Source organism: Roseateles sp. FW301-B2 (genome assembly GCF_058788955.1).
Genome location: NZ_JBYTBE010000013.1, coordinates 66,972 through 90,285, shown reverse-complemented (window position 1 = coordinate 90,285; position 23,314 = coordinate 66,972). Strand labels below are relative to the sequence as shown.

Here is a 23,314-nt window from a genome sequence, read left to right as displayed (position 1 = left end):
TCCAAGCCAGAACATGCTCAGGGAAGTCAAGAAGTCCGCCCGGCGCTCGATCGCCGTGGCCCTGCTGTGCGCGCTGGCCCTTCATGCCGGCCTGTGGCGGCTGCTGCACCCGGCGCCGCCCGTCTGGCATGGCGGCGGCGCGCGCCTGGCCATGCAGACACGCACCCTGCCGGCCGCCACACCGGCCACGATACCGACGGCGCTACCGGCTGCGGCGCCACCCGCAGCAGCGCCGCCTGAAGTCGTCACCGCGCCTCGGCCCGCGCCGAGCACCAGCGCCGAGCCCGCACCATCCGCAGCGCCACCCGCAGCACCGTCCGCGGCGGCCGAACCCTTGCCGCCGCCCCTGCCGCTGCCGCTGCGGGGTGAGGGCCGCCTCAGCTATCGCTACACGCAGGGGCAGGCCGAGGGCCAGGCCTTGCTGAGCTGGCAGCTGGGCGAGCACGCCTACCAGCTGCGGCTGGAGCGCGAGCTGGCGGGCCGGGCCCTGCCGGCCTGGCGCAGCGAGGGCCGGCTGGATGCACAGCAGGGTCTGGCGCCGGCGCGCTTCGCGGTGCAGCGCGGCGGGCGCGACCGCCAGGCCATCAACTTCCGCCGCGAGCAGGGCCTGATCAGCTTCTCGGCCAGCGCCGAGCTGCAGGCCCTGCCCGAGGGCGTGCAGGACCGTCTCTCCTGGTGGTTGCAGCTGCCGGCCCTGCTGGCGGCGCAGCCCGCACGCCTGGTGGCCGGCCAGGAGCTGGTGCTGCCGGTGGCCGCGCTGCGCGGCATGGCGGTGGACTGGGTGTTCCACGTCGAGGGTCGCGAGGAGGACGGGCTCTGGCATCTGAGCCGCCAGGCACTGGGGCCTTACGACGCCAGGCTCGATATCTGGTTGGACCCGCAGCGCCGCTACCTGCCGGTGCGGGTGCGCCAGAGCGTGGGCGAGGAGGAGCGCTGGGAGATGCGACTCGAGGGGCGCCTGGATGAGCGGCTCGCCGAGCCCGCAGCGTCGGACGATAGCCCGAATCCCTGAGCACGGGGGCGTGAGCGTGATCTTGTGACGCTCCCACCACAAATCTCCCGCAGCCAAGCCTCAAGAAGCCCGGCTTTCTGACACTATTTGTGCGTGGCCGACGCCATCGGGGCAGCGGGATCTCTTGAAACCGCTGCGACTGGCCACAGTTGCGGGACACAGGAGTACCTCATGCACATGCTCTACAACTCCCCCAGTTTCATCGTGGTCCAGTTCGAGGTCCCGGTGGAAGCCCTGCGCACCGATGGCGCAGGCACCGAGCACCCGCCGCTGCTGCGCGGCGGCTACGAGATCGTCGACAAGTTCACCCGCAAGGAAATCTTCATCGAGGGCGCGCTGGCCCAGCAGTTCCAGGAAGGTGTGGAAGCGCTGATCGAGCAGGACCCCAGCGAAGAGGATCTCGATGACTTCATCGAGCGCTACGCCAATTTCGGCCATCAACCGGTCGTGATGCATTGAGCAGTCCTGCCAGGAAAAGGCCCGCGAAAGCCGCGCATAGCCACTTGTACTGAAGCCCCCGCTGCGCCAAGATGGGGCGGCCGCCCGGAATAAGCCGGGTTGGCCGCACCCTTGCGAGGAGCTGCCCATGGTCAAGCGTCTGGCGGACACGCATGTACTGGCATCGCCCGGGCTCAAAGAGGCCCCGGTGCTGGATCGCATGTGCTCGCACTTCGTGCTGACGCTCACCGTCAAGCATGCCGGCCGCTTCAACCTGCGCCGCGACTTCAACGGCCTGCTCTCCTTCACCGGCCGCCACCTGGTGTGGCCGCTGCGCGTGCTGACGCGCTTGCGCGAATACCTGGCCCAGCGCTGCCGCAACAACGAACTCTGGAACGGCCACGAGGCGCTCGGCGACGAGCAGTTCCTCGAGCGCCATGGCGTCTGGAACGGCCCCTTTGCCGAGGCCACGCTGTTCTTCTATCTCGACGAGTACATCAAGGACGCGCCCAAGGACATGCTGGCCCTGCTGGCCACCACCTGCGAGGTGCTGGACCGCCAGCTCAAGCGCGAATCCACCCTGGTGGAGAAGAACATCGCCGCGCTGGGCAATCTGCTGCAGCTGAACCCGGCCGAGCGCGCCATCCTGCTCTACGGCACGCTGGCACGCTACCAGCGCGAGCTGCGCGGCGCGCTGGTCGAGTTCAAGGTCAACACCGCGCAGGAGGCGTTTGCGGCGATTGCCGCGGTGGCGGGCGTGAACGAGCAGGAGGTGGCCGAGGCCCTGCGCGCCGGCTCGCGCCTGGAACGCATCGGCATGGTGGAGAACCTGATCTCCGAGCACAACATCACCGACCTGGCGGACCTGATGAAGGTCAGCGACCAACTGCCGCCGGTGCTGATGCGCGAGTACCAGGGGCCGCAGGACCTGATGGCGGTGTTCACCCGCCCCGCCACGCTGACCGAGCTGCAACCGCCCGATTTCGATTTCATCGCCGAGGAACTGCGCCTGCTGGGCAGCCTGCTGCGCAACGCGGTGGCGCGCCACCAGCCGGGCGTCAACGTGCTGCTCTACGGCCCGCCCGGCACCGGCAAGACCGAACTCGCCAAGGTAGCGGCCGAGGCCGCCGGCCTGAATCTCTACGAGGTCGAATATGCCGATCGCGATGGCAACTCGCTGTCCGGCCGCGACCGCTACCGCTCGCTGCAGATCAGCCAGGTGTTCCTGAAGGCAAGCGCCAATGTCGCCCTGCTGTTCGACGAGGTGGAGGACGTGTTCCCGCCGCTGTCCAGCGACACCACCCATCTGATCGCGCGCCTCGATGCCACGCTGGATGCGCCCAGCTCGGGCTCGGTGAGCGGCAAGGCCTGGGTCAACCAGATCCTCGAGACCAACCCGGTGCCGGTGATCTGGGTCACCAACCGCATCGAGCAGATCGACCCGGCGTTCCGGCGCCGCTTCCAGTACCACCTGGAGCTCAAGTCGCCGCCGCCCGGCGCGCGCCTGGGCCTGGTGCAGAAGGCCTTGGGGCCGGTGCAGGTGAGCGCCGAGTTCGCCGCCCGCCTGGCCGAGCGCCGCGGCCTCACGCCGGCGCAGATACGCACCGCGGTGCGCTTTGCCGAACTGGCGGGCGAGGCGCATGAGGCCGAGGCCCTGATCGAACGCCAGCTGCAGGGCGCCGACAAGGCCCTGGGCAGCAAGCCGCAGGACCATGGCCTGCGCCCGGTGGTGACGCAATACGCGCTGGACCTGCTGAACTGCGAGTCGCGCTACGAGGTGCCGCGCATCGTCGAGGCCCTGGCCAAGCGCGGCGCCGGCAACCTCTGTTTCTACGGCCCGCCCGGCACCGGCAAGACCGCCCTGGCCGAGCATATCGCCCAGCGCCTGCAGCGGCCGCTGATGGTGCGCCTGGCCAGCGACCTGGCCAGCAAGTTCGTCGGCGAGACCGAGCAGAACATGGCCCGCATGTTCGAGAGCGCCAGCCAGGAGGGCGCGGTGCTGCTGCTTGACGAGGCCGACAGCTTCCTGCGCAGCCGCCGCATGGCCGAGCGCAATTACGAGGTCAGCGAGGTCAACGAGATGCTGGCCGGCATGGAGCGCTTTGCCGGCATCTTCATCTGCACCACCAATCTGTTCGAGGATCTCGACGACGCGGCACTGCGCCGCTTCGCCTTCAAGATCCGCTTCAAGCCGCTCACGCTGGAACAGCGCCTGCGCATGTTCGAGCGCGAGGCCCTGCCCGCGGCCCAGGCGGCCGGTGACGAGCAGCGCGAGCGCCTCGCCGCGCTGGATTCACTCACGCCGGGCGACTTTGCCGCGGTGCGCCAGCAGATCGCGATCCTGGGCGAGGCGCTGGCGCCCGACGACTTCCTCTGCCAGCTGGAGGCCGAGCACAAGCTCAAGCCCGAGGTGCGCTCGCGCCGCGGCATCGGCTTCAAGCTGCACTAGCTCGAAAACACGGTATCCAGCGACTTGAACCCCTTCACCTCGATCGGGTTGCCCGAGGGGTCGAGGAAGAACATGGTCCATTGCTCGCCGGGCTGGCCGGCAAAGCGGCATTGCGGCGCCATCACGAAGGCCTGACCCGCAGCCTCCAGCCGCGCCGCCAGCGCCTGCCAGTCGGGCAGCGCCAGGATCACGCCCAGATGCGGCATCGGCACCCAATGGTCGCCGACCTGGCCGGTGTTGCTGCTGGCAAAGGGCTCGCCCAGATGCAGCGAGATCTGGTGGCCGAAGAAATCAAAGTCGACCCAGCTGGCGGTGCTGCGGCCCTCGCGGCAGCCCAGCAGGCCGCCGTAGAAGGCGCGCGCCTGGTCGAGGTCGCGCACATGGAAGGCCAGGTGAAAGATGCTCTGCATGGTGTCGGGGTCCAGGGGTCGGCGGCTGTGGCATGGTAGCGGCATGCTGCTGAATTCCCTGCGCCACTTCCTCACCGCCGGCCTGGCCGCGCTGCTCGTCTCGCCGGCCTGGGCGCAATGCCCGCCCATGCCGCGGGCCGCTGCCACGCCCGAGCAGCTTGCCGCCGCCGCGCCCGACCGCGGCATGCTGTGGCGCCTCACGCGCGACGGCCGCAGCGCCTATCTGTTTGCCAGCCTGCATGTGGGCAGGCCGGAATGGGCCTATCCCGGGCCGCTGCTGCGCGAGGCGCTGGCGCACAGCGAGCTGATCGCACTGGAGCTCGACCTCGCTGACGCCGAGACGCAGCGCCTGCTGGCGCGCGGCCCGCGCCATGCCGATGCGCTCAGGCTGGATGCCGGCACCCAGGCGCGCCTGCAGGCCCAGGCGCGCGCCGCCTGCTTGCCCGAGCAGGCGCTGGCCGCCCTGCACCCGCTGCTGCAGCTGGCCACTCTCAGCCTGCTGGCCGGGCGCTGGGAAGGGCTGGACGCCGCCTATGGCCAGGAGCTGATGCTGGGCGGCTGGGCCGCCGAGCAGGGCCGCCCCATCGCGGCGTTGGAAAACGCCGATGAGCAGCTGCGCGCCCTGGTGCCGCGCCGTGCCGCGCCGGCGCTGCGCGCGCTGCGCCAGGGCCTGGCGCAACTCGAGGACGGCAGCCTGCGCCCGGTGCTGCGCCGCCTCGCCGCGGCCTGGGAGCGCGGCGACCTGGCCGAGCTCGCCGACTACGCCCGCTGGTGCGAATGCGTGGCCGACGCCGCCGACCGCGCCGAACTCAAGCGCCTCAACGACGATCGCAACCCCATGCTGGCCGCGCGCATCGCCGCCCTGCACGCCCGGGGTCAGACCTTGCTGGCGGCCGTCGGTGCCCTGCACATGACGGGCCCGCATGCCCTGCCGCGCCTGCTCGAACAGCAGGGATTTGTGGTGCAGGCACTGCATCCCGCGCCCGCTGGCGCCGGCCAAGGACTACCATCGCCGAGATAGCGCTCTACCCAACACGGAGACAACATGGCCGACAACAGCTTCACCAAATTCGTTCCCGGTTTCGAGTTCCTGCAAGGGCTGGTGAAGAACGCCGGCGCGGCGCTGCCCGGCATCGGGCAATGGGTGGCCCCCACCATCAATCCCGAGGAGCTGAGCAAGCGCATCGAGGAGCTGCGCACGGTGCAGTTCTGGCTGGAGCAGAACGCCCGCATGCTGGGCGCCACCATCCAGGCCCTGGAGGTGCAGCGCATGACGCTGTCCACCCTCAAGTCCATGAACGTGCCCATCAACGAGCTGAGCGCCGCGCTCAAGGTGCCCACGCCCGATCTGAGCAGCTGGCCCGGCGTGCCGCCCGGCGTGGCCAAGCCCAAGAAGGCCGCCGCCAAGCCGGCCCCCAAGGCCGAAGCCGAGGAGGCCGCCAAGCCGGCCGCGCCGGTGGTCGACCCGATGCAATGGTGGGGCGCGCTGAGCCAGCAGTTCACCCAGTTGGCCGCCAATGCCATGAAGGACAGCGCCACCGACGCCGCCAAGAACCTGGCCGGCGCCATCGTCAAGCAGAGCTTCGACGCCGCCGGCGAGACCCTCAAGAAGGCCGCCTCCATGCCCGGTGCGGTGGTCGGCAGCATGGCCGAGACCGTTGGCAAGACGCTGGCCACCAAACCCGCGGCCAAGAGCAGTGGCGCGCGCGCGGCGCCAGCGCGCAAGCGCAAGACCTGACCCTCGCGCGAGCACCATGCCAGCCTTCGCGCATGCCCATGCGACCCACCCCGACGCCCATATGGCGCTGGCGCTGGCCGCAGCGCAGCTGGAGGCTCAGCGCAGCCCCCACGGTAGCAGCAGCGGCCTGCGCCCCACGCTGGGCTGGATCTACCTGACCGAAGCCTATGCGCCCCAGGCCGCGGCCCTGCTGGCCGAGCTGCAGCTGCGCTGGCCCGGCGTGGCCTGGGTGGGCGCCAGCGGCGTGGGCGTGTGCGCGGCCGGGGTCGAGTACTTTGACGAGCCGGCGCTGGCCCTGATGCTGGCCGAGCTGCCGCGCGAGCAGTTCCGCGTCTTCTCCGGCACCAGGCCGCTGGGCGCCTGGCCGGCCGAATGCGCGCAGGTGCATGCCGATGGCGGCAGCGCCGAGCTGCAGGAATTGCTGGCCGAACTGGCCGGCCTGACGCAGGCCGGCTATCTGTTCGGCGGCCTGGCCTCGGGGCGCCGCCAGGCGCTGCAGATCGCCGATGGTGTCTGGCAGGGCGGGCTGTCCGGCGTGGCGTTCGGTGCGGGCGTGCGGCTGATCTCGCGCGTCAGCCAGGGTTGCCAGGCGCTCGGGCCCGAACGCCGCATCAGCAGCTGCGACGGCAATCTGATCACCGGCCTGGACGAGCAGCCGGCCCTGGCCGCGCTCCTGCAGGACCTGGGCCTGCCGGCCCTGACCGCGCCGGCCGAGTTGCGCGAGGCCTTGCCGCGGCTGCGCCGCACCCTGGTGGGGCTGCGCGACGCCGGCAGCACGGCGCAGCACGGCCGCGCCTACGGGCCGGAGGTGTTGGTACGGCATCTGATCGGCATCGACCCCGCGCAGCGCGGCGTGGCGGTGGCCGAACAGCCGCGGCCGGGCCAGCTGCTGAGCTTCTGCGAACGCAACGCCGAGGCCGCGCGGCGCGACCTGATGCGCATCTGCACCGAGATCCGCGACGCCTGCGAAACCCTGGAAGCCGAGCAGGCGGGCAGCGGCCGCATCGCGGGCGCCGTCTACATCAGCTGCGCCGGCCGCGGCGGCCCGCATTTCGGCGCGCCCTCGGCCGAGCTGCAATGGCTGCGCCATGCCCTGGGCGAGGTGCCCCTGGTGGGCTTCTTCGCCGGCGGCGAGATCGCCCATGACAAGCTCTACGGCTATACCGGCGTGCTGACGGTGTTCCTGCAGCCGTCATGAGCCCACCGCGCATCCCTCCGATCCAATGCCTGCAGGCCTTCGAGGCGCTGGCGCGCCTGCGCAGCGTGAGCCTGGCGGCCGAGGAGCTGAGCGTCACGCCCAGCGCCATCAGCCACCGCATCCGCCAGCTGGAATCGCAGCTCGACCTGAAGCTGTTCGCGCGCGACTTCACCCTCACCGAGGACGGCAAGGCCTATCTCACGCCGGTGCGCCAGGGCTTGAAGTCGCTGCAGCAGGTGCCCGGGCACGCGGCCCACAAGCCCAGCGGCGTGCGCCTGCGCCTGGCCGTCACGCCCACCTTCTCGCGCCAGATCCTGCTGCCCAAGCTGGCGCTGTTCCGCCACGCCTACCCCGAGGTGGAGCTGAGCATGCAGGTCTCGATCCCGCTGCTGGACGTGAAGGGCGAGGACGCCGACCTGGAGATCCGCTACGGCATGGGCCCCTACCCGGGGCTGGAAGCCGTGCGCGTGCTGAGCGACGAGCTCACCCCCGTGTGCAGCCCCGAGTACCTGCACGAATTCGGGCCCTTCGAAGGCTTCGAGACCAGCGCCGAGATCGGCCGCGCGCGCCTGATACGCAGCCCCCTGGATCCCTGGAGCACCTGGTTCGCCGCGCATGACATCCAGCTCGACGAGCCGCGCGCGGGCGCGCAGTTCAACGACGTCGGCCTGGTGCTGGACGCCGCCGCGGCCGGCTTTGGCGTGGCCCTGATGCGCATGAAGCTGGGCACCATGTGGCTGGACAGCGGCCGGCTGATACGCCTGTCCAGCCATACCGTGGCCTCGCCCTACCACCACTTCCTGTGCTGGAAGCCCGGTGCGATGGAACGCTGGGAATGCGCGGCCTTTGCCGACTGGCTCAGGCGCGCGCTCGCTTAAACAAAGCGACTGAACCGGGCCTGACAGCGGCCCTCATGGTTGACCCTGTGTCGGTCCGCCGTTTGAAATTTGCTCAAACGCGGCCATGCTAGCTTTCACGCACGGCGGGCGGCCTGCGCCCCACCATCCGTCCCAATCGAACTAAGACGGAGACAAGCCATGATCTGGCAGCAGGTATACAACCCTTTCGACAACATGCTGCTCAGCACGCTGATGGCCGCCGTTCCGGTGGTGGTGATGCTGCTGGGTCTGGGCGTGTTCCACCTCAAGGCGCATATCGCCGCCGCGGCCGGCCTGGCCAGCGCGCTGGCGATCGCGGTGTTCGCCTTCGGCATGCCCGCCGGCATGGCCGGGCGCGCCGCCATCCTGGGCGGGCTGACCGGCCTGCTGCCGATCGGCTGGATCGTGCTCAACATCATCTTCCTGCACCAGCTCACCGAGCAGAACGGCAGCTTCAAGGTGCTGCAGGATTCGATCGCCGGCATCACCCAGGACCGGCGCCTGCAGCTGCTGCTGATCGCCTTTGCCTTCGGTGCCTTCTTCGAGGGTGCGGCCGGCTTCGGCACGCCGGTGGCGGTGACCGCGGCGATCCTGATCGGCCTGGGCTTCTCGCCGCTGGCGGCCTCGGGGCTTTCGCTCATCGCCAACACCGCGCCGGTGGCCTACGGCGCGCTCGGCACGCCGGTGATCACCCTGGCCAAGGTGCATGGTTACGACCTGATGGCGGTGTCCGGCATGATCGGCCGCCAGCTGCCCTTCTTCTCGCTGCTGGTGCCCTTCTGGCTGATCTGGGCCTTCGCCGGCCGCAAGGCGATGTGGGAGATCTGGCCCGCCATCCTGGTGACCGGCCTGTCGTTCGCGATCCCGCAGTACCTGGTCTCCAACTTCATCGGCCCCGAGCTGGTGGACGTGATCGCCGCGATGTGCTCGATGGCGGCGCTGGTGGGTTTTCTGCGCGTCTGGCAGCCCAAGCGCATCTGGACCTCGGTGTCGCTGCGCGGCCATGAGGCCGACGGCGGCGAGGCCAAGGCGCCGCAGGCCCCGGCCGTGCATCCGCGCGCTGCCGTGGTGAAGGCCTGGACCCCCTGGGTCATCCTCACCGCCTTCGTGTTCGCCTGGGGTCTGCCGGTCACCAAGACGGCGCTGAACGGCATCTACGCGCCCAAGTTCGCCATCGAGGGCCTGCACAAGCTGGTGCAGAAGGTCGCACCGGTGGTGGCCACGCCCGCCACCGAGGCCGCCGAGTACACCTTCAACCTGCTCTCCGCCACCGGCAGCGGCATCCTGCTGGCCGCCATCATCGGCGGGCTGGTGATGGGCTATGGCCTGCCGGCGCTGCTGCGCCAGTTCGGAAAGACGATCTGGCTGGTGCGCTACTCGCTGCTCACCATCGTGCTGATGCTGGCCCTGGGCACGCTGACGCGCTACTCCGGCCTCGACACCACCCTGGGCCTGGCCTTCGCCACCACCGGCGTGTTCTACCCCTTCTTCGGCACCCTGATGGGCTGGATGGGCGTGGCGCTGACCGGCTCGGACACTGCCTCCAACGTGCTGTTCGGCGGCATGCAGAAGGTGGCGGCCGAGCAGCTCGGGCTCAACCCCAATCTGATGGGCGCGGCCAACAGCTCGGGCGGCGTGATGGGCAAGATGATCGATGCCCAGTCCATCGTGGTGGCCTCCACCGCCACGCGCTGGTTCAACCATGAGGGCGACATCCTGCGCTATGTGTTCTTCCACTCGATCGCGCTCGCCTGCCTGGTCGGTCTGCTGGTGACGCTGCAGGCCTATGTCCCGCCCTTTACGCTGCTGGTGCACTGAGCGGCGCTACAGTCGGAGCCCATGTCGCCTCACCCCACCACCCAAGCCGAGCTGGTGGCAGCGCTGCAGCCGCTGCTGCCCGCCCATGCCCTGCTGTGGACGCCCGAGGACACCACGCCCTATGAGTGCGATGGCCTGAGCGCCTACCGCCAGCGCCCGCTGGCGGTGGCCCTGCCCGAGACCGAGGCCCAGGTGGCGGCGCTGCTGCAGGCCTGCCACCGGCTCAAGGTGCCGGTGGTGGCGCGCGGCGCCGGCACCGGGCTGTCGGGCGGCGCGCTGCCGCACGGGCAAGGTCTGACCCTGGCGCTGGCCAAGTTCAATCGCATCGTCGGCATTGATGTGCTGGCGCGCACGGCGCGGGTGCAATGCGGGGTGCGCAACCTGGCCATCTCCGAGGCGGCGGCGCCGCATGGCCTCTATTACGCGCCCGACCCCAGCAGCCAGATCGCCTGCACCATCGGCGGCAATGTGGCCGAGAACTCGGGCGGCGTGCACTGCCTCAAGTACGGCCTGACCCTGCACAACGTGCTGCGCGTGCGCGGCTTCACGGTGGAGGGCGAGGCAGTGGAGTTCGGCTCCGAGGCGCTGGACGCGCCCGGCCTGGACCTGCTGCCCCTGGTGGTAGGCAGCGAGGGCATGCTGGCGGTGATCACCGAGGTGACCGTCAAGCTCACCCCCAAGCCGCAGCTGGCGCGCTGCATCATGGCCAGCTTCGACGACCTGCGCAAGGCCGGCGACGCGGTGGCCAACATCATCGCCGCCGGCATCATCCCGGCCGGGCTGGAGATGATGGACAAGCCCATGACCGCGGCGGTGGAAGACTTCGTGCACGCCGGCTACGACCTCACGGCCGAGGCCATCCTGCTGTGCGAGAGCGATGGCACGCCCGAGGAGGTGGCCGAGGAAATCGGCCGCATGCAGGCCGTGCTGCTGGAAAGCGGCGCCACCCAGGTGGCGGTGAGCGCCGACGAGGCGCAGCGCCTGCGCTTCTGGAGCGGGCGCAAGAACGCCTTCCCGGCCTCGGGCCGCATCAGCCCCGACTACATGTGCATGGACTCGACCATCCCGCGCAAGCGCCTGGCCGACATCCTGCTGGCAATCCAGCAGATGGAAAAGAAGTACGGCCTGCGCTGCGCCAACGTCTTCCATGCCGGCGACGGCAACCTGCATCCGCTCATCCTGTTCGATGCCAACGACCCGGACCAGTTGCACCGCTGCGAGCAATTCGGCGCCGAGATACTGGAGACCAGCGTCGCGATGGGCGGCACCGTCACCGGCGAGCATGGCGTGGGCATCGAGAAGCTGAACTCCATGTGCGTGCAGTTCTCGCCCGAGGAATGCGCGCAGATGGCGGCACTCAAGCGCGCCTTCGACCCGGCCGAGCTGCTCAACCCGGGCAAGGTCATCCCCACCCTGCACCGCTGCGCCGAATACGGCCGCATGCATGTGAAACGCGGCCTGCTGGCCTTCCCCGAGTTGGAGCGCTTCTGATGCAATTGTCCGATCTGCGGGAACGCGTGCGCGCGGCGGCGGCCAGCCAGACCCCGCTGCAGGTGCGGGGCCAGGGCAGCAAGGCCTTCTACGGCCAGCAAGCCGGCGGTGAGCTGCTGGACATGCGCGGCTTCACGGGCATCAGCAGCTACGAGCCCAGCGAGCTGGTGGTCAGCGTCAAGGCCGGCACCCCGATCGCCGAGCTGGAGGCCTTGCTGGCCACGCAGAACCAGCACCTCGGCTTCGAGCCGCCGCGCTTTGGCGGTGGCGGCACGGTGGGCGGCATGGTGGCCGCGGGCCTCTCGGGCCCGGCGCGCGTCAGCATGGGCAGCCTGCGCGACCATCTGCTGGGCGTGGCGATGCTGAACGGCCGCGCCGAGGCGCTCAACTTCGGCGGCACGGTGATGAAGAACGTGGCCGGCTACGACGTCTCGCGCGTGCTGGCCGGCTCGATGGGCGTGCTGGGGCTGATCCTGGAGGTCTCGCTGAAGGTGCTGCCGCGCCCGGTGGCGATGGCGACGCTGCGCTTCGATCTCAGGCAAGACCTGGCCCTGCAGCAGCTGAATCGCTGGGGCGGCCTGCCCCTGCCCATCCATGCCAGCGCCTGGTGGGATGGTGCGCTGGTGCTGCGCCTGGCCGGCGCCGAGGCGGCGGTGCGCGCGGCGCATGCGCAGCTCGGCGGCGAGGTGATTCCCGAGGCCATGGCGGCCGCCTTCTGGCAGGGCCTGCGCGACCACAGCGACGAATTCTTCCAGGGCGCCGAGCGCGCCGTGCAGGGCGGCGCCAAGCTCTGGCGGCTTTCCCTGCCCAGCACCGCGCCGGAACTGAAGCTGCCGGGCGAACAGCTGATCGAATGGGGCGGCGCGCAGCGCTGGGTCACCACGCCCCTGCCGGCCGCGCAGCTGCGCGAGGCGGTGGCGGCGGCGGGCGGCCATGCCACGCTGTTCCGCTCGCTGGACAAGTCGGCGGGGGTGTTCACGCCACTATCGGCCCCGCTGCTGCGCATCCATCGCGAGCTGAAGAAGTCCTTCGACCCGCAGGGCATCTTCAATCCTGGGCGTCTCTATCCGGATCTTTGATGCAAACCCAACTCGCCCCCGAATTCCAAGGCACGCCCGCCGGCGAGGATGCCGAGGCCATCCTGCGCCGCTGCGTGCATTGCGGCTTCTGCACCGCCACCTGCCCGACCTACCAATTGCTGGGCGACGAGCTGGACGGCCCGCGCGGCCGCATCTACCTGATCAAGCAGGTGCTGGAGGGCGCCACGCCGACGCGCAGCACCCAGCTGCACCTGGACCGTTGCCTGACCTGCCGCAACTGCGAGAGCACCTGCCCCTCGGGCGTGCAGTACGGCCAGTTGCTGGAGATCGGCCGCGCCGTGGTGGAGGCCAAGGTAGAGCGCCCCACCGCCGAACGCGCGACGCGCTGGGCCCTCAAGGAGGGCCTGACCTCGGCCGCCTTCGGTCCGGCGATGAAGCTGGGCCAATGGTTCCGCCCGCTCGTGCCCAAGGCCTTGCAAGACAAGGTGCCCGGCCCGCAACCCGCGCATGCGCATGACTGGCCCACGCGCACGCATGCACGCAAGGTGCTGATGCTGCTGGGCTGCGTGCAGCCGGCCATGATGCCCAATATCAACAGCGCCACCGCACGCGTGCTGGACGCCGCCGGCGTGCAGACCGTGGTGGCCGACGGCGCCGGCTGCTGCGGCGCGATCCGCAGCCATCTGGGCGACCACGAGGGCGGCCTGGCCGACATGCGCCGCAATATCGACGCCTGGTGGCCGCTGGTGCAGGGGCTCACCGCCGCCGGCAAGGTCGAGGCCCTGATCATGAACGCCTCGGGCTGCGGCGTGACGGTGAAGGAATATGGCCATGCGCTGGCCCGCGACCCCGCCTATGCCGAGAAGGCCAGGCGCATCAGCGAGCTGTGCGTGGACCTGAGCGAATTCCTGCCCGGCCTGCTGCCCGCGCTGCAATCCAAACTGGGCCAGGCCAAGGCCCGCGCCAAGCTGGCCTACCACCCGCCCTGCACGCTGCAGCACGGCCAGCAATTGCGCGGCGGCGTCGAGGGTCTGATGCGCGCGCTGGGCTACACCATCAACCTGGCGCCCTGCGACAGCCACCTCTGCTGCGGCTCGGCCGGCACCTATTCGGTCCTGCAGCCCGAGCTCTCCAAGCAGCTGCGCGATCGCAAGCTCGAGGCCCTGGCACCGCTGCAGGCGGAGGCCATCGTGTCGGCCAATATCGGCTGCATCCAGCAGCTGCAGTCCGCCAGCCGCACACCGGTGCGGCATTGGATCGAGGTCTTGGACGCCGATCTGCGTTCTTGAGCGCCGCCCGCGCACCAACGCTGCGCCACTTGTGCGCATAGCGCCAAACCGGGTGGAAACCCGCGCCTGCATAGAAATGGTTCTTTACACAATGGCGCCAACCTTGAGGAGGGGAAGCGGCCAGCCAGCATGGCCAGCTGGGTGAAACAAGAACAGGTTCACCGCATCAAGAAACAGGCCGGGCCTTCTTGCCAACGCAAGGATGTCCGGCCTACTTATTTCTGGCGGCCTTGCTGCGCGATACTGCGCGCGCCCTTCCCTGTCACACCCTCCGCCATGGCCCGCCAAGTACTGTTCCGCTCGCCCCTCCCGCACGGCGCCTCCGCCGCCCTGCTGCTGGCCCTGGGCCTGCTGAGCGCCTGCGCCAGCCCGCCCGCTACCCCTGCCAAGCCCAAGCTGCTGGTCTTCATGGTGGTGGACGGCCTGCCGATGCGCCAGGTGCTGGGCTACCGCGACCAACTCCAGCCCGACGGCTTCCGGCGCTTCCTGGACCAGGGCGCCTGGTTCGCCAACGCGCATTACGGTCATGCCCATACGGTGACGGCCGCCGGGCACGCGACCATGCTGACCGGCGCCTACCCGCAGCGCAGCGGCATCATCAGCAATGAATGGGTGGACCCCAAGACCCGCGGCCAGGTCTACAACACCATGGACGCCGACTACCAGTACATCGGCAGCCCGACCGCGCCGCTGGCCGGCACCAGCCCGCGCATGCTGCTGGCCGAGACGGTGGGCGATGTGCTGCGCGGCGCCGACCCGGCCGCCAAGGTGATCGGCATCTCGGGCAAGGACCGTGGCGCCATCCTGCCGGCCGGCCACAAGGGCACGGCCTATATGTATATGGGCGAGAGCGGCCAGTTCGCCTCCAGCACCTATTACATGCAGAGCCACCCGGCCTGGGTGCAGCGCTTCAACGCCGCCAAACCGGCCGATGCCTTATTCGGCAAGAGCTGGTCGCCCGTATTGCCCGGATATGACTGCCCCCAGGCGACTGCCGCGCAGTCGCCGCCCCCCGAGGGGGTCAAGCAGGCTCAGGGCGGCCCAGCGCCTGCTTGCGCCTACGCGCGCTCGGTGCCCGACGGCCAGCCCTGGCAGAGCAATGCCGGCAATGGCAACCGGCTGCCCGCCGTGCTGGGCGCCGGCATGGACGGCCCGGGCCCGCGCTTTTACGGCAACATCCTGCCCTCGCCCTATGGCGACGAGCTGACCCTGGCCTTCGCGCGCGCCGCCATCGAGGGCGAGGCCCTGGGCGCCGACGCCAGCCCCGACATCCTCAGCGTCAGCCTCTCCAGCCACGACTATGTGAACCATGCCTTCGGCCCCGAGTCGCGGCTTTCGCACGACCATGTGCTGCAGCTGGATCGCCATCTGCAGGCCTTCTTCCAGTACCTGGACGCCAGGCTGGGCAAGGGCAACTACATGGCCATGCTGACGGCCGATCATGGCTTTGCCGACACGCCCGAATGGGCTAGGACACAGGGCCGCGACACCGCCCGCCTGCCCGGCGCGCAGCTGCTGGCCTTTGCCAACGCCGGTCTCGGCAAGACCTTCGGCGAAGGCCCCTGGGTGACCCAGCTCTCGGCCATGGGCTTGTTGTTCGACGAGGCGCTGATCGCCGCGCGCGGCCTGCGCCCGGCCGCCGTCTACGCCGAGGCCAAGCGCGTGATGCTGCAAATGCCCGACGTGGCCGCCGTCTACACGCCCGACGAGCTGGCCGGCCAGGAGCCCGGCACACCGCTGCTGGAGCAGATGCGCAAGTCCTGGCACCCCGAGCGCGCCGCACCGGTGCAGGTGATCATGAAGGAGGGCCGGCTGTTCGGCTCACGCCCGGTGGGCAGCTCGCATGGCACGCCCTACGCCTACGACACCCATGTGCCCATCCTGGCCTGGGGCCCCGCCTGGGTGGGCCGCGGTGAGGTGGCGCAGCGCGTCGAGGTGGCCGACATCGCCCCCACGCTGGCGGGCATCCTGGGCCTGCGCGCGCCGGCCCAGGCGCAGGGCAAGCCCCTGCCCCTGCCGCTCCAGCGTCAACCCTGATCGGAACACCCTTGCTGTTCAGCTGGTTCGAGCGCCTCGTCCATCCCTTCCCCGAGGCCGCGCCCGCGCAGCCGCCGGCAGGCTTCTTCCGCTTCGTCTGGGCCGGCACGCAGGGCATGCGGGCGGTGATCCTGGGCGTGACCCTGCTCACCGCCGGCATCGGCGCCTTCGAGGCGCTGCTGTTCGCGATGCTGGGTTCGGTGGTGGACTTCCTCAGCCAGGTGCCGGCCGAGCGGCTGTGGGCCGAGCACAAGGACCGGCTCGCCCTGCTGGCCGCCATCCTGCTCGCCAGCCCCTTGCTGATCGCCCTGCAGGCGATGTGCAAGTACCAGGGCCTGTCCAGCAATTTCCCGATGCGGCTGCGCTGGCTGTTCCACCGCCACCTGCTCGGCCAGAGCATGAGCTTCTTTGCCGACGAGTTCGCGGGGCGGGTCTCGGCCAAGCTGATGCAGACCGCGCTGGCGGTGCGCGAATGCGTGCTCATCGTCACCGACATCCTGGTCTTCATCACCATCTACTTCCTCACCATGCTGGGCGTGGTGGGCGGCTTCGATGCACGCCTGCTGCTGCCCTTCCTGGCCTGGCTGCTCTGCTACGTGCTGGCGCTGTGGTTCTTCGTGCCGCGCCTGGGCAAGGCGGCCGCGGCCCAGGCCGATGCGCGCAGCCTGATGACCGGCCGCATCACCGACGCCTATACCAATATCTCCACCGTCAAGCTGTTCTCGCACAGCCAGCGCGAGGCGCTGTTCGCACGCGGCGCGATGCAGGAGTTCCTCGCCACGGCCTATCGCCAGATGCGGCTGATCAGCGGCTTCGAGGTCATCAACCACGCGCTCTCGATGGGCCTGATCGCCAGCACCGCCGGCGCCACGCTGTGGCTGTGGTCGCGCGGCGAGGTGGGCGTGGGCGCGGGGGCGGCCGCCACCGCGATGGCACTGCGCCTGAACGGCATCTCGCACTGGATCATGTGGGAGATGGCCAGCCTGTTCGAGAACATCGGCACGGTGCAGGACGGCATCACCACGCTCTCGCGCAGCGTCGCCATCCAGGATGCGCCGGGCGCCGCGGCGCTGCAGGTGAGCCAGGGCGAGATCCGTTTCGAGCATGTGGGCTTCGCCTATGGCGGCAAGAAGCAGGTGCTGAAGGATCTGCAGCTGCTCATCAAGCCGGGCGAGAAGATCGGCCTGGTGGGGCGCTCGGGGGCCGGCAAGTCGACGCTGGTGAACCTGCTGCTGCGCTTCTACGACATCGAGCAGGGCCGCGTGCTGATCGACGGCCAGGACATCGCCAAGGTGACGCAGGACAGCCTGCGCGCCCAGGTGGGCATGGTGACGCAGGACACCTCGCTCTTGCACCGCTCGGTGCGCGACAACCTGCTCTACGGCCGCCCCGACGCCAGCGATGCGCAGATGATGGCGGCCGCCGAGCGCGCCGAGGCGCATGAATTCATCCTCGCGCTCAGCGACCCCAAGGGCCGCAGCGGCTATGACGCGCATGTGGGCGAGCGCGGCGTCAAGCTCAGCGGCGGCCAGCGCCAGCGCGTCGCGATCGCGCGCGTGATGCTCAAGGACGCCCCCATCCTCCTGCTCGACGAGGCCACCAGCGCGCTCGACTCGGAGGTCGAGGCCGCCATCCAGCGCAGCCTCTACCGGCTGATGGAGGGCAAGACCGTGGTGGCGATCGCGCACCGCCTCTCCACCATCGCGGCGATGGACCGGCTGGTGGTGATGGACCAGGGCGAGATCGTCGAGCAGGGCAGCCACGCCGAGCTGCTGGCCCAGGGCGGCCTGTACGCGCGGCTCTGGGCACACCAGAGCGGCGGCTTCCTGGGCGAGGAGGCCTGAGCTCGTGGCCGGCCGGGATCAGCGGCCGCTGATCTCGCCCGAACCGCTGATCTTCTGCGTCAGCTTGGGGCGGCCGGCATAGCTCAGGTCGCCGCTGCCGCTAAGGTTGGCATCGAGCTGCTCCAGCACGCCCAGGCTCAGGTCGCCACTGCCGGACAGCTGGGCCTTGGCCGCACGGCCGCTCAGGCTGGCGGCGCTGACGTCGCCGCTGCCGCTGAGGCTCCAGTTCTGCTGCTCGGCACGGCCGGCGATGTGCACATCACCCGAACCGCTGATGCTGGCGCTGAGCTCGCGCGCCTCCAGCAGGCCGATGTCCAGATCGCCCGAGCCACTGATGTTGACGGCGAACTGCTCGGCCTTGAGCTGGTCGATGGACACATCGCCCGAACCCTTGATCTGCACCGCGTTCAGCTTGCGGAATCCCAGCATCAGCCGCGGCGGTTTGCGGGTGGTGAAGCCGGCGCCGCCCTTCAGCGCGATCACCAGCGCATCACCGTCCAGGCGGGTCTCGATCAGCGGCTCGATATTGTCCTCGGCGCTGATGCTCAGCGTCTCGGTCGCGCCCTGGTTCAGCTGCACGTCCAGCGGCCCCTCGATGCGCAGCTTGCTGAAGCTGCCGATCTCGCGCTTCTTCTCCACCAGATTGCCCGAACCCTTGATGCGGCCGGCGTTCGGGCCGTACTGATGGGTGGAACCCAGGGTGATGGCCAGGTGCTTGGCCTCCTGCTTGATGCGCAGGGTCCAGTCGGCCTCGCCGGCACTGGCGGCCAGCGAACAGGCCAGCAGGCCCAGCCCCATCATCCATGACTTGTTGATTTGCATTGCCGTGCTCCAGCTGCTTGCCACGCTCCGCACTGTGCCCGAGCACCCAGCGCCGGCCACCTCGCTTGCGACGATCTGCATCTTGGCCGCCACAGGCTGCAGGCTTGACATACGATCACGCCATTCATGCGGGGAGCAGCGATGAAGTGGGAAGGCCAGCGCGAGAGCGACAACGTCGAGGACATGCGCGAGCAGCAGAGCGCCGGCAGCCCGATGCTGGGTGGTCGCGGGCTGGGCCTGGGCGGCATCGTCATCGCCCTGCTGGCCTCCTGGGCCTTCGGCATCAACCCGATGACGGTGTTGGGGCTGCTGGATGGCGGTCAGGCGCTGCCGCAGAGTCCGGGCGCGCAGGCCAGCAAGCCCGGCCCCAAACCGCAGGACCCGGGCGCGCGCTTCGTCGCCACCGTGCTGGCCGATACCGAAGACGTCTGGGGCGGCTACTTCGGCAGCAAACAGCAACGCTACGAGGCACCCAAGCTGGTGCTGTTCAGGGATCACTGGCCCACCGGCTGCGGCACCGGCGAGGCGGCCATGGGCCCCTTCTACTGCCCGGCAGATCGCAAGGTCTATATCGACCTGAACTTCTATGCCACGCTGCGCGACCGGCTGGGCGCACCCGGCGATTTTGCCCAGGCCTATGTGATTGCCCATGAGGTGGGCCACCACCTGCAGAACCTGATGGGCACCACGGACAAGCTTGAGCAGGCACGTGCGCGCGTGTCGCAGACCGTCTACAACGCCTTGAGCGTGAAGCTGGAGCTGCAGGCCGACTGCTATGCGGGTGTCTGGGCCTTCCATTCACAGCGCAGCAAGGACTGGCTGGACCAGGGCGATATTGCCGAGGCCCTGAATGCCGCCTCAAAGATCGGCGACGACACCTTGCAGCGCCAGGCCCAGGGCCGGGTGGTGCCGGAGAGCTTCACCCATGGCAGCAGCGCGCAACGCGTGAGCTGGTTCAAGCGCGGGCTCGCGCAGGGCGAACTCGCGGCCTGCGACACGTTCAGGGCGAAACAGCTCTGACTGATCAACATCAAACGATACTGAGGGTAAACCCTCGGTATCGTTTTGAGTAACCGTGCACGCCTTGGCACAGCGCAAAGTTCACCACCCGTTCGAGGGGTGAGTTCGGCTATCTCGGTGAGGCTTTGTGTGAAACACTGCCATCAAGAGTCGGTCCGCTCGGTTTAGCATCGTCTTCATCAGGTTAGCCCTCGGCGGACCGCACCATAGCTGTCGAAAGCAGAGTCATGAACATTCCTAGCGAAAATCACAAGCCGCAAGAGCCCGACACCGCTCCGGCAGAGGTCGCTGAGGCTCAGACCTTGGCTTCCGCGCGCCGGCGTCGGCTGATCAAGCTGGGGGCGATCACGCCTGTTGTGCTCACCGCCGTCAGCCGCCCCGTGCATGCGGCCGGCACCTGCGTCAATCCTTCCGGCTTTATTTCCGTTACGACCTTCAACAGCCGCCACCCCGGCGCGACGGTTTGCACCACGAACGGCCCGAGCTTTTGGAAGGGCAAGATCACCAACAGCGCCCCCTACACGAGCAAGTTCAAGGACGTATTCGGAGGCAGCTATTCAAACAGCGTGAAACTCTCCGACGTTTTGAACGGGGCCACCACCGAGTTTGATCGCTACTGCGTCGCCGCATACCTGAATGCCAGCGCGGGGGGCTTCTCGATCACCGTCAACCAGGCGCGCGGTTTCTGGGCGACGATCAAAGGCACGACCCTGCCCGCCGGCATCAGTGCCTATCCCACCGTGGTGCCGGCCTGGGACGAGCCCTTGGCCCTGATCTGGCTGAAGAGTCAGATGTCCGCCTGAGCCATCTCCCCGGAGCGATCTCACCGCGATGGCGGGCTGCTACCTGATTGCACCGGGCGTGAGCTGGCGCAAGCTGGACGACGACACCGTCGTCTACGTCGAATCCCGCTTCGAAACCCATTTGCTGAGTTGGGCCGCCGGTGCGGTGCTCGACTGCCTGGACCAGCCGCGCGATTTCGACGCGCTTCGACAGGTCTTGCTCGGCAGCGATGAGCCGGATCAGGCGGCAGCCCCGGACGAAATCGCTGCGCTCGAGACCCTGCTGCAGGAACTGCTGCGCCTGAACGTGCTGGCCGAAACCCCATGCTGACACTGGCCCAGTTGCCAGAAGGCATGCTGCGCCACCGTCTGAGCGGTGACGGGCTGCGTCTGCGCACCGGCCCCCTGGTGTTCTGCATCCGTTCAAAAGTGCCCGAGGTCCTGCAAGGCCTCACCAAGCTGTACGGGCATTACGAGGTGGTCGATGCCGACACCTTTGCCGACTTCCACATCGCCGTGCAACACCGTGCCGGCCTGCGGCGCTGGCTGCGCCCGCAGCTGTCCTTCCTGATCGATGGCGACGATGCCTTCGCGCCCCTTCCTGGCGATCAGGGCATGCCCATGCTCGAGTGGGGCATGAACTGGTGCATCTCGGGCTCCTGCCATCAATACCTGATCCTCCATGCCGCGGTACTGGAGCGCAACGGCCGCGCGCTGGTGATGCCCGCCCCCTCCGGCTCGGGCAAGAGCACGCTGTGCGCGGCCCTGCTGTTCCATGGCTGGCGCCTGCTCTCGGACGAACTGGCCCTGATCGACATGGGCCACGGCCAGCTGGTGCCCCTGCCGCGCGCGGTGAGCCTGAAGAACGCCTCCATCGATGTCATCCAGCGCTTCGCCGGCCCCGACCTGCAGTTCGGCTCCATCGTGCACGACACCAGCAAGGGCGTGGTCGGCCATTTCAGCGCCCCCGCCGAAGCCTTGCGCCGCGCCGAGGAGCTGGCCCGCCCCGGCTGGGTGGTGTTCCCGCGCTACGTGCCAGAGGCGCCGGCACTGTTGACGCCCGTGTCCAAGGGGCGCTGCCTGATGCGCCTGCTCGACAACGCCTTCAACTACAACGTACAGCAGCGCGCCGGCTTCGAACGCCTGGCGGAATTCGTCACCGCCAGCGACTGCCACGAGTTCAGCTATGGCTCGCTGGACGAGGCCGTCGCGCTGTTTGACAGGCTCGCCAGCGGCGCGCCCGTGACGGAGGCGCTGGCATGAGCGGGCTGACACCACGCGCGGACCTGGCCCTGTGGGCACTCAAGCACCCCGAGCGCCTGCCCACGCTCGACATGCCCAGCTGGGAACTGCTGATCCGCCAGGCGCGCCGCGCCGATGTGCTGGCGCGCGTTGCGGCACGCCTGCAAGCGCACGGCCTGCTCGAGGCCGTGCCGGCGGCACCCCGCAGCCATCTGCAGACGGCGCTGACCCTGGCCCGGGCCCAGGCCGGCGAAGTCCGGCGCGAGGCCATGCTCATCTGCGCCGCGCTCAGCCAGCTCGACATCCCGCTGATCTTCCTCAAGGGCGCGGCCTATGTGCTGGCCGGCCTGCCCGCCGCCGAAGGCCGGCTGTTCTCGGACACCGACATCCTCGTGCCCAGGCAGTCCATCCAGGCGGTCGAAGGGCATCTGATGATGCACGGCTGGATGGGCGGCCACCATGACGACTACGACCAGCACTACTATCGCGTCTGGATGCACGAGCTGCCGCCGATGGAGCATGTGCAGCGGCACACCGTGCTGGACGTGCATCACAACATCCTGCCCTTGACGACGCGCCATCCACCGGATGCCGCGCTGCTGCTGCGCGACGCCCGCCGCGTCGAGTCATGCCCGGGTGCCAGCGTGCTCGCGCCGCCCGACATGGTGCTGCACAGCATGACCCATCTGTTCCACAACGACGACCTGAGCCACGGCCTGCGCGACCTCTCGGATCTGGATGCGCTGCTGCGCCACTTCTCCGCCCTGCCCGGCTTCTGGGAGCAATTGCTGGCACGCGCCGCTGCGCTCGGCTTGCAGCGCTCGCTGCACTACGGCGCCTGGGCCACCCAGACCTTTTTCGACACGCCCATGCCCGCCGATTTCGCGGCGCATTGCCGCGGCATGGGCCCGTCCTGGCCGGTCTCCACCTGGATGCCCATGCTCTGGCGCCGCGGCCTGCGCACGCCGCACGCCAGCGCCTCCCTGCCCGGCACCGGGCCGGCCCAGCTGGCGCTGTACATGCGTGCACACTGGCTGCGCATGCCGCCGCTGATGCTGGCCCGGCATCTGAGCGTCAAGGCCTGGAAGCGGCTCAGCCCGGACAAGCCGGCCCCCGCCACCGCCGCGCCCTAGCAGGGCAGTGGGCCGGCGGGGCCACGGTCAGTTATTCTGCTCACATGAACCGACCCAAGCCCTTCTCGATGATCCGCGAGTTCCACCTCGCCGATTGGTTCACCCTCGCGAATGCCTTCTGCGGCATGGGCGCACTGTTCTCGGTGATGACCTATCTGCAGACGCAGCAGCTGCTGCACCTGCACTACGCCTGCGCGCTGATCCCGGCCGCGCTGGTGTTCGACATCCTCGATGGCCGCATCGCGCGCTGGCGCCAGCAGAGCTCGGTGCTGGGGCGCGAACTCGATTCGCTGGCGGACGTGATCTCCTTCGGCGTCGCGCCCGCCGCCATCGCCTACGGCTTCGGCATGCAGGGCCTGTGGGACCGCATCATCCTGGTGTTCTTCGTCGCCTGCGGCGTCTCGCGCCTGGCACGCTTCAACGTCACCGCCGAGGCACTGTCCGAGGGTGGCGACAAGGTCAAGTACTTCGAGGGCACGCCCATCCCCACCTCGCTGCTGCTGGTGCTGGCGCTGTGGTTCGCGGCCGCACAGGGTGCGGTGGGCAGCAGCGAACTCTGGGGCGGCAAGCTGCTCATCGGCGGCTTCACCCTGCACCCGCTGGTGCTGATGTTCGCCGTCTCGGGCTCGCTGATGGTGAGCCGGCTGCGCATCCCCAAGCTCTAGGCCGAGCT

General features: G+C 69.3%; 21 protein-coding genes. 19 read left to right on the top strand and 2 right to left on the bottom strand.

Going from position 1 to position 23,314, the window contains the following annotated elements; all coding sequences use genetic code 11:
* Positions 1-13: 13 nt before the first annotated feature.
* From AC3WQY_RS11260 to AC3WQY_RS11250, 3 genes are all read left to right on the top strand, one after another.
* On the top strand, positions 14-1,012 hold the full coding sequence (locus tag AC3WQY_RS11260; protein ID WP_492708360.1) for a DUF3108 domain-containing protein: 999 nt from the start codon (positions 14-16) through the stop codon (positions 1,010-1,012).
* A gap of 171 nt (positions 1,013-1,183) precedes the next feature.
* Complete coding sequence (locus tag AC3WQY_RS11255; protein ID WP_285234880.1) at positions 1,184-1,471, top strand: BTH_I0359 family protein; 288 nt, start codon at positions 1,184-1,186, stop codon at positions 1,469-1,471.
* A 127-nt stretch (positions 1,472-1,598) separates the two neighbouring features.
* Positions 1,599-3,899 (top strand): ATP-binding protein, encoded by a 2,301-nt coding sequence (locus AC3WQY_RS11250; RefSeq protein WP_492708357.1) that lies wholly within the window; start codon positions 1,599-1,601, stop codon positions 3,897-3,899.
* Here the strand turns inward: AC3WQY_RS11250 and AC3WQY_RS11245 are convergent.
* Entirely contained in the window at positions 3,896-4,309 is a 414-nt protein-coding gene (locus tag AC3WQY_RS11245) for a VOC family protein (RefSeq protein ID WP_492708355.1), read from the bottom strand. The two genes, AC3WQY_RS11250 and AC3WQY_RS11245, sit on opposite strands and share 4 nt — an antisense overlap.
* A 43-nt stretch (positions 4,310-4,352) precedes the next feature.
* On the opposite strand from AC3WQY_RS11245, the gene AC3WQY_RS11240 reads away from it, so the two are divergent.
* The 10 genes from AC3WQY_RS11240 to AC3WQY_RS11195 all read left to right on the top strand — a co-directional run bounded on the left by AC3WQY_RS11240 (position 4,353) and on the right by AC3WQY_RS11195 (position 17,642).
* On the top strand, positions 4,353-5,330 hold the full coding sequence (locus AC3WQY_RS11240) for a TraB/GumN family protein (RefSeq protein ID WP_492708353.1): 978 nt from the start codon (positions 4,353-4,355) through the stop codon (positions 5,328-5,330).
* Between the two features lie 24 nt (positions 5,331-5,354).
* The gene (locus AC3WQY_RS11235; RefSeq protein ID WP_492708351.1) at positions 5,355-6,047 is read left to right on the top strand and encodes a PhaM family polyhydroxyalkanoate granule multifunctional regulatory protein; all 693 of its coding nucleotides are present in this window, start codon (positions 5,355-5,357) and stop codon (positions 6,045-6,047) included.
* Positions 6,048-6,063: 16 nt separating this feature from the next.
* A complete protein-coding gene (locus tag AC3WQY_RS11230) occupies positions 6,064-7,245 on the top strand; it encodes an FIST signal transduction protein (RefSeq protein ID WP_492708349.1) in 1,182 nt (393 codons plus the stop codon).
* Positions 7,242-8,123 carry a LysR substrate-binding domain-containing protein gene (locus AC3WQY_RS11225; protein WP_492708347.1) on the top strand — a complete coding sequence of 294 codons (882 nt, stop codon included), beginning with the start codon at positions 7,242-7,244 and terminating at the stop codon, positions 8,121-8,123. Before AC3WQY_RS11230 ends, AC3WQY_RS11225 begins: the two co-directional genes overlap by 4 nt.
* A gap of 159 nt (positions 8,124-8,282) precedes the next feature.
* On the top strand, positions 8,283-9,941 hold the full coding sequence (locus AC3WQY_RS11220; protein WP_492708345.1) for an L-lactate permease: 1,659 nt from the start codon (positions 8,283-8,285) through the stop codon (positions 9,939-9,941).
* Positions 9,942-9,962: 21 nt separating this feature from the next.
* Positions 9,963-11,432 (top strand): FAD-linked oxidase C-terminal domain-containing protein, encoded by a 1,470-nt coding sequence (locus AC3WQY_RS11215; RefSeq protein WP_285234872.1) that lies wholly within the window; start codon positions 9,963-9,965, stop codon positions 11,430-11,432.
* Positions 11,432-12,511, top strand: coding sequence for a glycolate oxidase subunit GlcE (glcE, locus tag AC3WQY_RS11210; RefSeq protein ID WP_285234871.1), 1,080 nt, complete (start codon positions 11,432-11,434; stop codon positions 12,509-12,511). Before AC3WQY_RS11215 ends, glcE begins: the two co-directional genes overlap by 1 nt.
* Positions 12,511-13,761 carry a glycolate oxidase subunit GlcF gene (gene glcF, locus AC3WQY_RS11205; RefSeq protein WP_492708342.1) on the top strand — a complete coding sequence of 417 codons (1,251 nt, stop codon included), beginning with the start codon at positions 12,511-12,513 and terminating at the stop codon, positions 13,759-13,761. The genes glcE and glcF overlap by 1 nt, the downstream gene beginning before the upstream one ends.
* 276 nt (positions 13,762-14,037) lie before the next feature.
* Entirely contained in the window at positions 14,038-15,798 is a 1,761-nt protein-coding gene (locus tag AC3WQY_RS11200; RefSeq protein ID WP_492708340.1) for an alkaline phosphatase family protein, read from the top strand.
* Between the two features lie 14 nt (positions 15,799-15,812).
* Positions 15,813-17,642 carry an ABC transporter ATP-binding protein gene (locus AC3WQY_RS11195; RefSeq protein WP_492708414.1) on the top strand — a complete coding sequence of 610 codons (1,830 nt, stop codon included), beginning with the start codon at positions 15,813-15,815 and terminating at the stop codon, positions 17,640-17,642.
* Between the two features lie 18 nt (positions 17,643-17,660).
* Here AC3WQY_RS11195 and AC3WQY_RS11190 read toward each other — a convergent pair whose 3' ends face one another.
* Entirely contained in the window at positions 17,661-18,464 is an 804-nt protein-coding gene (locus tag AC3WQY_RS11190) for a head GIN domain-containing protein (RefSeq protein WP_492708338.1), read from the bottom strand.
* Positions 18,465-18,605: 141 nt separating this feature from the next.
* Between AC3WQY_RS11190 and ypfJ the strand changes: the two genes are divergently transcribed.
* The 6 genes from ypfJ to pssA all read left to right on the top strand — a co-directional run bounded on the left by ypfJ (position 18,606) and on the right by pssA (position 23,306).
* Positions 18,606-19,484, top strand: a complete 879-nt coding sequence (gene ypfJ, locus AC3WQY_RS11185) for a KPN_02809 family neutral zinc metallopeptidase (protein WP_492708336.1) — start codon at positions 18,606-18,608, stop codon at positions 19,482-19,484.
* 227 nt (positions 19,485-19,711) lie between these two features.
* Positions 19,712-20,287 carry a hypothetical protein gene (locus tag AC3WQY_RS11180; protein WP_492708334.1) on the top strand — a complete coding sequence of 192 codons (576 nt, stop codon included), beginning with the start codon at positions 19,712-19,714 and terminating at the stop codon, positions 20,285-20,287.
* 28 nt (positions 20,288-20,315) lie between these two features.
* Positions 20,316-20,597 carry a hypothetical protein gene (locus tag AC3WQY_RS11175; RefSeq protein ID WP_492708332.1) on the top strand — a complete coding sequence of 94 codons (282 nt, stop codon included), beginning with the start codon at positions 20,316-20,318 and terminating at the stop codon, positions 20,595-20,597.
* Complete coding sequence (locus AC3WQY_RS11170) at positions 20,591-21,529, top strand: HprK-related kinase A (protein ID WP_492708330.1); 939 nt, start codon at positions 20,591-20,593, stop codon at positions 21,527-21,529. The genes AC3WQY_RS11175 and AC3WQY_RS11170 overlap by 7 nt, the downstream gene beginning before the upstream one ends.
* The gene (locus tag AC3WQY_RS11165; protein ID WP_492708328.1) at positions 21,526-22,641 is read left to right on the top strand and encodes a nucleotidyltransferase domain-containing protein; all 1,116 of its coding nucleotides are present in this window, start codon (positions 21,526-21,528) and stop codon (positions 22,639-22,641) included. The genes AC3WQY_RS11170 and AC3WQY_RS11165 overlap by 4 nt, the downstream gene beginning before the upstream one ends.
* A 44-nt stretch (positions 22,642-22,685) precedes the next feature.
* A complete protein-coding gene (gene pssA, locus AC3WQY_RS11160) occupies positions 22,686-23,306 on the top strand; it encodes a CDP-diacylglycerol--serine O-phosphatidyltransferase (RefSeq protein ID WP_285234862.1) in 621 nt (206 codons plus the stop codon).
* Positions 23,307-23,314 lie beyond the last annotated feature (8 nt).